At 49.0% G+C, this 15,077-nt stretch carries 7 protein-coding genes; 2 read left to right on the top strand and 5 right to left on the bottom strand.

The genetic code is table 11. The annotated features are described in order from the left end of the window. Positions 1-487: 487 nt before the first annotated feature. The 5 genes from lysM to BP71_RS07870 all read right to left on the bottom strand — a co-directional run bounded on the left by lysM (position 488) and on the right by BP71_RS07870 (position 9,442). Positions 488-946, bottom strand: a complete 459-nt coding sequence (gene lysM / locus BP71_RS07850; protein ID WP_496378014.1) for a peptidoglycan-binding protein LysM — start codon at positions 944-946, stop codon at positions 488-490. 104 nt (positions 947-1,050) lie between these two features. Continuing rightward, complete coding sequence (locus BP71_RS07855; protein ID WP_496378015.1) at positions 1,051-2,652, bottom strand: T9SS type A sorting domain-containing protein; 1,602 nt, start codon at positions 2,650-2,652, stop codon at positions 1,051-1,053. A 67-nt stretch (positions 2,653-2,719) separates the two neighbouring features. Next, positions 2,720-4,264 carry a phage tail-like protein gene (locus tag BP71_RS07860; protein ID WP_496378016.1) on the bottom strand — a complete coding sequence of 515 codons (1,545 nt, stop codon included), beginning with the start codon at positions 4,262-4,264 and terminating at the stop codon, positions 2,720-2,722. Between the two features lie 574 nt (positions 4,265-4,838). Then, positions 4,839-5,243, bottom strand: a complete 405-nt coding sequence (locus BP71_RS07865; protein WP_496378017.1) for a hypothetical protein — start codon at positions 5,241-5,243, stop codon at positions 4,839-4,841. A 131-nt stretch (positions 5,244-5,374) separates the two neighbouring features. After that, a complete protein-coding gene (locus BP71_RS07870) occupies positions 5,375-9,442 on the bottom strand; it encodes a hybrid sensor histidine kinase/response regulator transcription factor (protein WP_496378018.1) in 4,068 nt (1,355 codons plus the stop codon). Positions 9,443-10,048: 606 nt separating this feature from the next. Here BP71_RS07870 and BP71_RS07875 point away from each other — a divergent pair. Together BP71_RS07875 and BP71_RS07880 are read left to right on the top strand one after the other, a co-directional pair. Continuing rightward, positions 10,049-13,720: a hypothetical protein gene (locus BP71_RS07875; RefSeq protein ID WP_496378019.1), complete on the top strand. Its 3,672-nt coding sequence runs from the start codon at positions 10,049-10,051 to the stop codon at positions 13,718-13,720. A gap of 26 nt (positions 13,721-13,746) precedes the next feature. Then, complete coding sequence (locus BP71_RS07880) at positions 13,747-14,793, top strand: T9SS type A sorting domain-containing protein (RefSeq protein ID WP_496378020.1); 1,047 nt, start codon at positions 13,747-13,749, stop codon at positions 14,791-14,793. Positions 14,794-15,077: the final 284 nt, after the last annotated feature.

The raw sequence follows: 15,077 nt of genomic DNA on the forward strand, positions 1-15,077 counted from the left end.
GTTATTACGCTATCGCCACTTTGAGTTGACAACACCCGCGTCAGATTGATCAGGATGTTGCGTGCTTTCTGCCCGAATGGCCCCTGACTTTTGGCCCACTGCCGTCGATGCAACACATGATCAGCAAGAGGCCCGAAATCAAATATAAGAGCACTTTCAATACCAGGTCTAACTTTACAGGCTTTTTCAAATGCGATAAATCATTGAGTTTTACCAGGCCGGCTCGGGTTCCGGGGACGGATGGTTTCCATTTTTGGGCTGCCTTCAACGAGAAATTGGCTTTCAGGTTCCATTTTCGGGGGAACGGACGGGTCTTGACCAGCCATTCCACTTAGTTGCTGAACTAATTCTTCCCTTCTTATGCTACTGGTCAAATAGATATCCATGCAATATTGAGATTAGCTTTTTGCTTTGATTTCTCAAGTGGTGGATGAGCCGATCACCCGGGCGCCTGTACCAAACGCTCCGGCGATTGACTCAAAGTGTCTTACAATACCGGAATCCGCAGTACCTGGCCTGGATATATTTTATTCGGATCTGAAAGCATCGGGCGGTTCGCTTCGAATATCAAAGGGTACTTATGCATGTCACCGTACACGGTTAATGCAATTTTAGAAAGTGTATCCCCGGCCTTAACGGTATGGTAAGTTGCCGCAGGAGCCGGATTAGCAACTTTCAGGCGGTCGTCGATCGTTTGAACCCCTTCTACGTTTCCTACTGCCAACGCAATTTTCTCGGCATCTTCTTGTTTTGCCACTTCTCCCTCCAAGACCACCGTGTCGGCCGACACTTTTACGGCCAGATTGTTGTATACCAACCCCAGTGATTTCACATGGGCCAGCAAAGCGCTCGCGCGCAGAGGCTCCACTTCGACTGCGGGAACAGCCACTTCTTCTTTTTTGAATACTTTCTCCCCTACTTCTTTGATAAATGATAATAGACCCATTTTTGATAATATTTAAGTTAAAAAATCTGATTCTGGCCTATGCCAGATAGTGCTATTTTGAAAAAATGGATATGAAAGACTTACTTCGCCCAGGCCTTACCGTTCTAGTTATTCTTAACTACTTTATAGCTAGTAACAACACCTTGGGATGTTGTGATCTGTACCAGGTAAATACCATTGACAAGCTTGTCCAGAGAGATGTGCTCTATTGTACCTTTGGCCGTGGTCTGCAATACTACCCTCCCTGCGAGGCTGAATACCTTGATCTGTTCCGTACCCGAAAGCCCGGCAATGTTCACCCTTTCCGATGTTGGATTGGGATAGACATTGTTTGGGGTGCCGAATCTCACCTCGCGTATGCGGCTGTATAGAAATTTGCCGTCAAAATCGGTTTGCTTAAGACGATAGTAACTTATGCCGGAAAGGGGCATCTCATCAGAAAAGCTGTATTCCTGTCTCAGGTTCGTATTCCCGTTTTCCGCCTTGCTGCTAAGTGAACCGATGCGCGTCCAATTTCTCCCTTCTCGGCTTCTTTCAACGTCAAAACCTTTGTTGTTGCTCTCGCTTGCCGTAACCCAAACCAACTTCACCGCATTGCTTTCTCTGCGGGCGTCAAAACTGACAAACCTCACCGGCAATGGACTATCCGAGTCGCTGACTTTGGTGTACCAGGCATAATCCGTCGCTGTGAGTTGAATTCCTACGCCTATTATGTCTGATTGAGCAAAGATTGGGTTCGCATGAATACCGGCAGACACATAATCGGTGGCCGTTGAAGTGCTCCATGCGCCGCCACCTTGATACTGGGTGATGAATGCATCGCTATCGGTGTAGGCAGTACCGTCGGTAGCGTTGTTGTGCTGAAGAACCATATTCTGCGCAAAACCGCCATAGATGTGCCACGCACGGTTCACTCCTTCCTCAGGCCTGTCGATCTGAGCAGTCGCGGCTGCATAGTCTGTTACGCTTACATGATATGTAACAATGCCTGAGTACCCTAGGGTTACCGGGGTATAATCGCCCTCGGCAATACCTACCGGGAAGGTGAAACTCATACTAGGCCCCTCGTTCAAAACCTTCACCATGTGGCCTTGTATACTGTTGCTGGTAACTACCATACGGTTAGCTCCGTAATTGGTAATGGTAGCATTGTCTGAGCCAAAGATAAAATCGGTAATACTTGCCAAAGTGTTTCCTGCTGTCCCGTCGTCAAATACTTTGCCCATAATCACATCGCCGTTGTCGACGGCCAGATTAAAATCTTTGTGAACGTTCAGCGAAGCATTATCGACGACGGACGGGACGTCGTCAAAGCCCGGGTCAGATATATTTGCCAAGACCACATTATCGGCGTTACGCAATTCAAGGTTAACGTGGAACGGCGCATCGTTCCCATCGATATAGGTGGCCGAAGCTATTCCTCCTGCTTCGGAGGGGTTATAAAACTGGATGGTTCCGCTGCCATTGATCACAGCATCTGGGCTGACATAAACATATTTGGCATAAATTTCCCAGGTTCCTTCGATCTGGTAAGTACCCGGACCCAGGTATACTGATTCGCTTATGTCCGCCTGGATTCCGCCCGCGGTGACGGCCAGGCCCATGTACACCGATGAAGTGCCGGGCGCCTGTCCAGCGGCTGGTTCTGCAAGGATAATATTACCGATAAGCAGCCCTGTGGTTAGCAACGTTTTTATTTTGATCATGTTTAGATGGCTTAAAGAGTTTTAAAGTCCTGAGGAGGGATTTGCAACTACATTACCTGGCTTTGCGCTACATCCTGCCAACAACAAACCAATTGGTGCCGTCCGATTGAACAATCCATCCCTGATATGGCGTGTTGGTTTGCACAGAAATGCTACCGTCGATACTGCCACCCCCTCCATGAAGCGTCACCGCATTGGATGTTGTGTCAATTTTCTTCACGGTGTATCTTTTGCCCGCTGCCGCTCCCGCCGGGAGCGTTACGGTTGTCCCATCTGACCCGGCATTGACAAGAATCGTTTCATCTGTTGCCAAAGGTGTATAATCGGCCGCTTTTGTGACGATGGAAGATGACCAGGTTGAATTGACAGTTTTCAATACCCCGTTAGCGTCAGCTACGACGAGTTTATCTGTCGCCAGGTTTCCGGTGTAGACTTGTGAATTAATGTTTCTGATTTTCAAACCTCCGTAACCTGCTTCTTCTCTGCCACCCAGATCCAACAATTCAGTTGGTTTTGCCGCATCCTCGGTTCCTGAGACTCCGATAGCGGTAAGACCATTCTGGAGAACAGTCAGTACATTTCTCCTTGCGCTCCAATTACCGTTACCGATCTGCAATAGCGCATCCGTATCGGCAAAATTTGGTGCATTAGCATCTCCCCCCGTCACGGCATTATATCTTCCAAACATATATGTGTTTCTAGCACTTGACACAAGCTGCCAACCAGAGGCCATTGAATAATCACCATCAAGCGTCGTGCTTGCACCTGCGATGATACCGGAAAAATCCCTGGTTGTCTTGTTACCATTTCCTCCGCCAATAAAGGAACTGGACCTTGTAACGATGTTGCCTGAGCCCCCAACAATGGCGGAGTTTTCACCGGTGTAATACGCGTCCCCTTCGATGCCTGTTGTACTTGCTAATCCACCCAAAATAACTGATCCCTGACCATAAGCTTTGTTAGCTTGCTGGCCTGTTACAAAGGAATAATCGCCGGCCGCCAGATTGCCAGTTCCAAAAGCAACCGAACTAATTCCTGCTGCTGTGTTGAGCCCACCAAAAACCGCTGAATTTACACCGACAGTACCGGAGTGATCACTACCAAAATGCACTGCGCCCTCAACATCCAGCGCGGTTCCAGGTTGTGCCGCATTTTTGCCGATAGCAAATGTGCCCATCTGATAAACGTTATCGGTGTTGCTGGTTGCTTTGGTGGTGGTGTTCTGTATTTGAAGCGGCTCTTGATAGGCAGAGGCTGCGTTGTATTTTTTGGCTATCCAACCGCCCCCATCCCAATAATACTCCCCCACACCTCCGTTCAATACGGGATAGCCGGCACCTCCCTCAACGGTAGTTGAGCTCGTGTTGTAAACGGTGTAGCCCCCGTCGCCAGGGGCCGGCCCGTTCAAGGGTGCCCAGCTCGTAGTGCTGGTAAGCTCGACACGCGGAAGAAGCAAAGCTCTTTGATTGCTTTCAAGCTCCAATATAGCGCCAGGTTGGGCCAGGGATGAAGTTCCAGCTACCGATGAGTCCTTGATTTTGGTTTGCGCGTTGCCTGAAATGGTGATGAACAGCAGTATGCTGCTCGCTATGGATATGCGAAAATTGGTCATTTTACGTAGTTTGTTAATAAAGAACTCAACTATGATTCTCGGATACAGGGCAATCACTGAAGGCCTTCCAGCGGCAGATGAATTTGCACAAAGCGGTTAGCGCCTTGACCACCGGGTGTGATTATACGTTACCTGATACCATATATTGATGCGGCGGCGTAACGGCTTCTGTCCTTTCCACAATGGGCTTCTTTAATACCTTGCCTACCGTGTTGATTCCATATCTATTCTGCCAAACTGCTCAATTGTTTGATCAAAAAGGCGGGTAATGTTGCCAATATGCGTTAAGTCGCCTTTGTCCCAAGATCTGTAACGTCTGCCAGCGTTTGAACCGCATCTGCTTTGCTGTGCTCTGTGTTGTAATGGATGGCCAGTTTTGCCCCTCAACTTGCTAAATTCCTTGCCAGAAGACCGCCTAGGTTCTTACCGCCGCCTGCGATCAACACAACTTCGCCTTTCAAATCCGATTTTACCATTTTTTGTAAATTACAAGAACAATATGAAGTCTGTTTTGTATTGCTGCCGCAGCATTCAAGAGCTTTAAGGTCAGCAATTTCTTTGTTATCTAATGACGCTACAGCAATTTAACCAGCAGCTCTGTCGGAATGTAGCGCATACCTGCACTAACCACCTTCATGCATTCCCCAAGCTGTCCACCGACGCTCTTTGCAGGTAGATAACCGCTGGCGCCAGTCTTAAAATACCTCGGAGTTATCATGCGGTTAAAGGTTTCTCTCATAACAACGATCTTGGCAAGAGGCCAGCACTTGGTCGCAAATTGAATGTTGGCCATTTGCTGCGGCACATCCATTTCGTCCAAACTCAAAAGAATTACGTCAAGAGGTGAGTTGGCAAATTCATCATACAGGTTTATCAAATCCCTGAACGCGTATACAGTCGTACGGTCAAACTGAAAATTTAATTCATTGATAAGATCGGTTCTCGCCTTTGAGCGCTTTTCAACAACGGCCGTCTTCATAAAACAATCGATTTAGAATTTTGCGTTAGAATAATCTATCCACAAAAATCGATGTCCTCGATGAATTACATGGGTTGTTTTTTTACCAGAATGTGGGCAAAAACCTCCAACCTCACTTTCCAGACAATATCTCATGGAAGGTCGCTATCAGCACCACGCCTGCGCACTTCGTTTGGCGTTTTGCCATAAACCTTTTTGAACTCCCGGCCGAAATATTTGCTGCTTTCATAGCCAACAATTGTCGCCACCTCGCTTACATGATACTGACCCGACTCCAATAGCTGCAATGCGCGGGCCATCCGGATCTTCTTCACAAAATCGTTTACAGTCAAACCGGTCAGATCGCGGAGCTTTCGATATAGCGCCGCTACGCTGGTGCCTATTTCAAACGCCATTTCCTTCACCCCAAAACCAGGGTCTGATATGTTTTCCAAAATCAGGTTTTTGAGCCGGATGACGAATTCACCGTCAAAATTTCTGACAAAAACTTGATCTGGTTCCATTAGCACGGACTGGCTGTACCAGTGTCTGAGAACCTGCTTGGCGCTGATAAGGTTACGGATCTTGGTTTCAAACACATTCAGGTTAAATGGCTTGATCAGGTAATCATCAGCCCCTGCCTGCAGTCCTTCCAATATCTGCGGAGCAGTTGCTTTCGCAGAAAGATGAATAACAGGAATGTGACTTGTGAGAATATCCGATTTGAGCTTTCGGCATACTTCCAGACCATTTAAACCGGGAAGCATTACGTCACAGACAACCAGGTCCGGCAGATATTGCCGGGCAATCGCGAGTCCGTCCAGGCCATTGTCAGCCTCCAGAATCTGGTATTGCCCCCGTAATGTCTCCCTTTCGAATGCGCGAAGCTCATCATTGTCCTCGATCAAAAGCAACACAGGGCGCTGCTCCTCTTCATGAACTTCGGCACCCTCCGCCGTAATTCGTGCTATAGTTGCCAACCCCGGCTCGATAGGCGCCGCATCCACCAGCACTTCTGATGACAGATGCTTCCGGCCTTTGGGCAAAATCATCGTAAAAATCGTTTCGCCGGCATTAAGCCCGCTTGCCTTCCGGCTGGTTACCGATAGTTCCCCGTGATGGCGGTCGACGATTCCTTTTGCCAGGGCCAGGCCTATACCGTAACCGGTATTCGATTGAGTACCGTTTTCATAAACCTGGAAGAAGTTTCTAAACAACTGTGGCAAAAATTCGGCTGCTATACCTCGCCCGTTATCGGCAAAGCTGACCCTCACCTTATCTTCATCCTGCAAAACCGTAACAGTAATTATCCCTCCCTCAGGAGTATACTTAACCGCATTGCTCAGCAGGTTAAAGAACACCTTCTGCATTTGAGAGGCGTCGATCCAGACCAGGACAGGCAAAGCAGGAAAATCCAGGCGCACATGAATCTGTTTATCGGATATCGCATGCTCGAAAGCTGCTAATGCCAGGTGCAGATTCCGGGTCAGGTCGTGTTCCGCAAAACTAAATCTGGCGCTCCCGGTCTGTATTTTACGAAAGTCTAGCAGCTCTTCTACCAGTGTCATCAATCGGTCGGAGTTATTTTTGGCAGTATCAAGAAATCCCCGGATCACCGAGTCGGCCCTTAGCGACCGAAGCGCCTTTTCCAATGGGTTGCTGATCAAAGTCAGGTGAGTACGTATTTCATGGGAAATATTAGTAAAAAAATCGAGCTTGGTCTGGTACAGCTCATTTTCTTTCCTGAACAACGTACGTAACCAGAAAAACCGGGCAATACCATACAAAACCCCGGCTGATGTCAGCACATAAGCAAGATACGCGTACCATGTCTTCCACCAGGGTGGCAAAACGGTTATACCTATACGCAACGGTTCATTATGCCAAAAGCCGTCGCTGTTAGCGGCCTTTACCAGAAAAGTATATATCCCCGGGGCCAGATTGGTGTAAGTTGCCGACGGATAATCAACCTGATTCCATTGCTTGTCAAAACCCTCCAACTTGTAGGCATACCGATTTCTGTCAGAGCGGAAATAGCTAAGCAGCGCAAAATCCAGAGAAAAAACATCCTGGTCGTATTCAAATACCAGGTTCTTATAGCGGTTTTCGCCTTTGCTTAAAATACCTTGGTCATTCAAAGCTGTTATCTCACGGCCGAAGACCTTGACAGCTGTGATCACGATGCGCGAAGGCGACCTATTCAAGCTGATTTTGCCGGGATCAAAAGAAAACACCTCCTTATTGGTGCTAAAAAACAATACCCCTTTGGAATCCCGAATCGAGGTTGCTGCCCGCAACACTGCCTGGTCTGGCAGCCCGTCCTGGGCATCATAGTACTGAATGGTATGTCTATCAGGGTGATATCTAACGAGCCTGGCCGCATTATTGATCCATAAAAAGCCACCGGCGTCCGCCTGCACATCCAGCACATTCTCAACCGGACTCGAAGCCTTGACGATCCGCCCGGTTTTCGGGTCGTAAACATGCAAACCATTCATCGCCATCGCAAACCAGATTCGCCCCGAGTTGTCTTCGGCTATCCGCCACACCGTCGAACGGTCGTTGAGTGTTCCCTTACACAGTATACGTTCAAATCTGGCTGCACCTGCCCTCAATAGAAAGACTTCGTCAGCCCCCCCAAACCACAAGTTATGTTTAGAATCTTCGGTGATACAGTGAATGTACCGGTTTGAAACTGTGTTTCCGTCCGTGTCCTGGCCAATAAAATGTTCTTCAAAAGCCCCTTTTTGCCTATTGAACAAACTCAATCCAAAAACACCTCCAACCCAAAGACGCCCCTTGTAGTCCTGATGAAGGGAATTCACCAGGCCAATCGAGAATTTCCCCGGGCTAGCGCTAGGGATCTGATAGTCAATGCGCTCTTGTGTTTTTAAATCATATCGGCTAAGCACGGAATTTCCGCCGCACCAAAGCACTTTACTGTCGTCAATGTGAAAGGTGTTGTAACTAACTGCAAAAGGAAGTCGCAATTTCGTGCTTGAATACCTTCCCGTTGCTTGGTCAAGAAACGTAATGGCGCTTCTGTCATGATTAACTCCCCAGATCTCTTCATTTCTAAAAATGCCAAGCCATCCGGCTTCAAATGAATTCACGGACAAACTTGTTGTACCGCCAGTAGATTTTGACCTAAAATTGCATGAGGCTGGATGAATATAGCTAATGCCTGCATAGTAACTGCCGGTCCAGATGCCTCCCTGCTTGTCCCTGTACAGTGCATACAAAAGATCGTCGGGAAGACTTTGCGGGTTTTGGGGATCGTTATAAAACCATTCGGACTTTTGCGTCTGCGGGTCAAATTTTGACAAACCGGACCAGGTGCCTACCCAGAACTTTCCCAGGCTATCGGGTATGATAGACGAGACATTGGGCAACTTATAGGCGGGACGATGAAACTTTTCAATCGGATGAAAGCTTTCGGTGCCCGTATCGAACCGGATTAGCCCTCCCCTGTTGGACCCCAACCAAATACTTCCATCTTTGTCCGCGTAAATGGCAATAAATTCATCGTTAGAAGGATACCTCCCTTCCGCGCCGAACTTGAAGACCTTCTTTCCTTTTCCATCTTTTTGAATCCGGACTAATCCATCGTAAGTGCCCAACCACAATACTCCATTGGGGTCCTGGGCAATACAGCGCACCACGTTGGTCCAGCCCGACACCCCTTCAAGACGAAATCTTGAAAAGGTTGGCTTGCCGTTTGAAAAAGTGAGATGGTTAAGTCCATTGGCGGTCCCCACCCAGTATCCGTCCTTTTGATCCTCCATGACAGCCCAAACATTGTCATTGCTCAAAGAATTATGGTCGGTTGAGTCATATCGAAAATTCGTGAAGGTATCCGTTTCCCGCTCATATCTGCTGAGTCCCTGCCCGGTTGCAGCCCAGACTTTCCCCTTCGAATCGCAAATCACGTTCTGGACGATGTGCGAAGCAATTGATCCGTCCAACCCTTTCTTGGGAGTATACTTTTTAAATGTGCGGCCATCGTAGCGAACCAATCCCTCAACGGTTGCAAACCACATAAATCCCAGCGAGTCCTGAGCGATACCATGAACTGTCGCCACCGGAGCCCCTTCTCTAACAGAAAAGCGTTGAAATACCTGTCCGAAACTGCGGGACACTAAAAGCAAAAAGACAGAGAAAAGCAGCCAAAACAGCCTGTTGTCGGTGTTCGCCCTAAGGGCAAGAATGAGGTTTTTCACGATGAAGAGTAATAAGCCGATAGTGGTAGACCAAAGCTAGGAATTCCCCGAAACGGCTTTCGTAGAAAAAATTCTACAAAGAAAGATTTTACGCCATTATTGATAAAAAAACATCCCATACCCCGAAGGAAATGGCCGAATTAGCGGGGATTGTAACATCTCAATGCCCCAAAACAGGCTTAACAAACACTGGCGCAACTCACTCGGATACACAGAATTATCAAGTACAGGAGAACCTTTTACCTCCACACAATAGGCCGCATAAGATACCTGCCCTACATTGAAAAGTTATCAATCCCTCTACCTCAACAAGTTGATTCATCTTTGTCTCACTTCACTCTTAGCCGCCAAGTTACCAGTCCATCAACATTACGATACCTGGTAGAAGCAGCCAGCCAACGAAGGTCAAAGATGCCGGAGCATTACTCAATCGGCCCGAAAAACAGCTCACTCCAAACCGTAATACCCAAGATCGTCTTTAACATCATTTCACGACTCAACACAGGAAACCAATAAATAAGAATGTTAAACCAAACCAGCGAAGCCTATGCAGAATTAAAAGCAAAGAAATGACACTTAATCGACAAGAACTTAAATCTAATTTACATGAAAGACAATTCTACCATCATCGCCCATAGGATATGCGATAAAAGAAGGTACCTGGAAAAAATAACAGCGAGCTTTCTGGCAATACTACTGTTTTCCGTATCGCTTTACGCGCAGGACAGCAGCGTCCCTGCTAACCAAGTCCCCCAAGCCAACACCGCCTGGGTACAAAACACATTTCCTGTTTCGGTAAGTAACACCAATGGCTCCTGGGCCAGTACTGGAAACGTTGTTAACAGCTCGCTCTCCGACTATGCATCCACCTCCGTCGGAAGCACGTTTGGAGCTTCCTTTACCAACAGATCGATCAGGGTCTTGGATGCGACCAATGCGTACAGTACTACGCCTTTCACCGGTTACTGGGTTGGCATCAAATTGAGCAGAACCGGGGTTTGGACAGCAATCAACAGCTCATTCAATGCGGTGATCACCACCTATCTGAACGGGGTTATTCAGGAAACCTCCCCTTCCATGGCATATGATAATAACATCGGCTTTTACGCGCATCTTGATTTTGATGAAGTCCAGGTTTCATTTTCAGGTAACTTTGCGGGAGGAACCCCCGAAATCCGCGTATGGAATGTGGAGCTTCGCCGCTACACCCGAACCCAGCCGTGCAATACGCCCACGCCACTCGTTGGGCCGGGACTGAACGCCAGCACCGCCGGGCTCGGCCTATGGACTGGAACCGGTAATCTGGAAGATAGCGACCCCGTTACGCACGCAAACTTCACAACGGTGCTTATCAGCGGTGCTTACACAATCACCCTGCGCGACGAAGCCGTCGTATTCCCTGCCGGATCCTATGGCGGAATCAGGCTTACTACTGCTTCCGCATTTGCAGGCAACCTGATCAATCTGGCGACATTGACGCTGCTCAAAGATGGCGCTCCGGTCACCGTTGTAACGGGTGCTTCCCTATTCTCGGGTTCACTGCTCAGCTCAGACGGATCTGTCACCGTCGGTGCTGTGGCAACGGGAGATTTTAACGAAATCCAGTACACTGTCCTCAGCCCAGGATTTGGTGCGATTAATACAATTGAAGTCTCTTACCCGGTTATTACCAACTTTTGCGACAATGATCTCGCCTGTAACACGCCGACTAAAATGACCCAGGGCGATGGGACAAATCTGAACCACCCGGTGTATGTGACGACCAACCTTTCTGCCATTGGCTGCCTGCAATGCAGCATCGAGTCGCCGAACAATGCGGTGGACGTTGATACGGACAACTACGCCTATATGTCACAGGCGATCACCGGCATTTCAAGCTACTATGTCGGTGTCAAATCACGTCAGACCGGCGGCTATCCGGCCGGCACCTTTGCCGGACTTGAAATCGAGGACGTATACCTGGCATCGGGCGGAGCAGGGATCGGACATTCGATCAGCACCTATCTGAATGGAACACTCCAGGAAAGCTATGACGATGGTGGGGGCTTGGCTGCGACCAAGTTCTTTGTCAGCACGGGCCGTCACTTGGTAGGATTCAAAACCGGAAAACCTTTCGACGAGATCAGGCTAACGATCAATTCAGCATTTAGCGCCGGGATTTACGGTACGCGGATCTATGGCGCGGTGTTCGAGCAATTTTGCTCGACAGGCGCCCCCGCCTGCAACACCAACACGGCACTTACCCGCAATACTTTCCCAGCGTTTATCGATGGGCGCCATACCGGTGTAACGGATTTAACTTCCGTGAACAATTATATTGAGAATCCCGACAACGTCACCGATGCTTTGGCAACCAATTTTGCATCCATTAACTTGGTTGGCTCTGCAACCGTTACAGCAACATTGGCGGTACAGGATGGCGCGGCAGTCACCGGCGGCGCCACACCCACGTACCCGTCGGGAACATTTGCGGGCTTTGACATATCCAATAATCAGCTGGTAGGCCTAAACTCGCTATCCGGCGTGACAGTTTCAACACTCAACGAAAAGGGTGATGTCCTGGAAACCGTCAACGCCAGTGGTGCGCTGCTATCCCTGAATTCTTCTGTCGTTACCGGCACACAGCGTCAGGTTATCGGATTCGTTGTCAACCAGCCGTTCTCGGGAGTACGCATATCGTTCGCGCAAGGGCCGGGATTGAGCCTGGGTACGATCAGGATCTATTCGGCAGTTATCAAGAAATTTTGCGTGGCTCAGGAGCTGGTTTGCCGGCAACTCACAACGGTTACCAATCCCGATTATCCCGTATATGTCGACGGAAAAGAAACCGGATTCTTTGGAGTAGCATCTGCTGGGAACTCGATCAACAATTCGGAAAGTGCCATTGACACAGATGCCAGCAGCTATGCAGGTATCACCCTGGGTGCAACCCTCGGCGCAAGCGCAAGTTTTGCGATTGCCAACGCCTCCGAAACCTACCCGGCCAGTACCTACGCGGGCTTCGATATAGGCAGCGCGAGCCTTTTTAACGCAGGTGTATTATCCTCGCTAAGTATTCAGCTTCTCAACAACGGCGTGGTGGTGCAAAACAGTGCAGGTACCGCGCTTATGGGCGGTGTTACATCATCACTGCTCACAGGAGGCTACCAAAGACAGGTCATAGGCATTGTAGCCCATGTTCCGTTTGACGAGGTAAAAATTACCTTTGCCAACGGTGCAGCAGTCGACCTGGGTATAATCAGGATTTACGGTGCAGTCTTCCAGCCATTCCTGGACGAAACCGGCACCCAGATATGCACCGAAGTCATCGACTGCCAAAGCACCTATGTCCTTACCAATTCAACATCCGGCGGGAAAAACACTTCGGCAGTGGTAAACTTTGAACGCACGGGGACAACAGGCGCACTTGCCGCGGGGTACGGAGTAGAAAATCCATGGAATGTGGTGAGTGCCAGCACCTCTGATTTTGCAACACTACACAACGCCGTCAGTGGGGCCAATACGGTTTCCCTTGCCGTTGCTACGCCTGGCGTCGTGTATCCCAAGGGAACTTTCGCCGGGTTCACGATCAAGAAAAACGCCTTCCCGGTTTCAGGTTCGATATTTCCTAATATCACCATCTCAACCTATCTGAACGGCGTCTTTCAGGAAAGCAACCCGACCAGCGCATTGGTGGACCTGACCGTTGTGGTTCAATGGTTTGGAACACCCACCGATTTCTATAATCCTGGTTTCAAAACTACCAAGCCCTTCAATGAGGTAAGGATCACTATCAGTTCGCTGGCCACTGCATTGCAACAATATGTGGACGTGTATGGCGCTTACGTGGACACCCGCGAGGCCACACCCGAACCTGGCGACGGTAGTACTCCCATCGCATGCGCCCCGGATCTGACCCCCACAATCACGGTCATCCCAAGCAGTATCATCGGCAGCGCTTCGATTATCCTGCGTGTCCGCGTAACCGAGCTCAAAAACAAGCCAACAGACGGAACGCTCACGCTAAACATCAGAAGATCAGCAGACTGGTCGATAGGCATTGCGCCCGGCACGACAGTGAACGGATGGACATACAACGGACTAATCGGCATACAGCATCAGTTCGTGTCAAGCACAGTGCTCAACAACAGTTATTCCCAGTTCAATGTACCGGCAACCTTCAACCCCGCCGGCGCCAATGGAAAGTATGTGTTCACAGTCAGCATTCCGAGTGGTTCAGGCGGTGAATCGCCCGACACCAATAACACCGACCAGGAATCGATATCCTACCAGCCATAGTGGTTAAACATTAAACAGCAATCAATATGAAAAAGACATTCTTGACAATTATGGCCACTTTGGCATGCTTATTCAGCTATGCGCAGGAGCCCGACGTGGGTGGCTCCATCATCCAGGGAACAGGCGTGGGTGATAATTTAACTGCGTCGCCATTTGCCCCCGCCGAGGCAATATCCTTCACTATCGACGCAGGCAGTTCGGTGGGAAACATGAATTGGCCCCCGCCGGGCGGTTCCGAGTTCCAGGTAAACATTACCGTACGGGGCATGGGCCTTCCCACAGTTTCTGTTGAACCCGGGTTTACCAATTACTTTGCAGCACCTGAGATTACCGACCTGGGTGGAGGCGTATATTTTATCTCGCTTCTCCAAGACAAGGCCGTTCCCGGTGGAGAATATACTGTATTCAGGATATCCGGATCGGCAACCGGACCGAACGGGACAGTAGTAGGTTATCAGGCCAATGGAAATCCGGGCGGATACAATACAACCAACGTGGGGACGGACGATCCGAGCTCCTTTGGGGCACTGGATACTTCGCTTCCCGTTACGCTCATCGACTTCCGGGCCACCAAAGAAGGCAGCATCGCAAACCTGCAATGGGCAACCACCGAAGAGACCAATAGCGACTATTTCGAAGTCCAGCACAGTATCGACGCAAAAATATGGAGGGTTCTGGGTAAGGTAAAATCCAATGGGGAAAGCGCTATCCTTAGAAAATACAACTATACACATACTACACCCTCTAATGGCTTAAACTATTACCGCCTCAGAATGGTCGATAAGGACGCAACGTACGCATATAGTGCTATCCGGTCGTTGAAACTGGAATGGGCAGGCACCATAGCACCTTATCCCAATCCGGCATCGACAACCATCCGGTTAAAAAATGCGGATTTAAGTCAGTTGAGCGGAATTTTCATATATGATATGAAAGGACAAGCCGTCGTGAAGCTGAATACCAAGTTAACCGAAGAGATCGACGTGAGCAGGCTCCCTTCGGGAATCTACGTCTTGACTGCCAAGTCAAAAGATGGCACAACCAGCAGCCACAAAATAAATATCGGCAAATGAAGCGATGACAAACTAAAAAATACAGACCAGCCAGCGTTTCGCTCGGCTGGTCTGTTGTTGATTAAATATGTCAGAAAAGCAGTGAAGGAACAGATTTTTACAGTTTAACAATATTTGTATCCAGCGCATTTACCAACGACAAGAGCCCGCCCTTAACATTATCAGAGGAGGCGCATACAAAAGAGGCGGCCGGGACGCAGACAACTATTACATCGCCGATGTTTACAAAGATGTCGATGGCAACGGCCTGTTATGTGATGAAATATCCAGCTACCTTGATCTGG

This window comes from Dyadobacter ginsengisoli DSM 21015 (assembly GCF_059568735.1).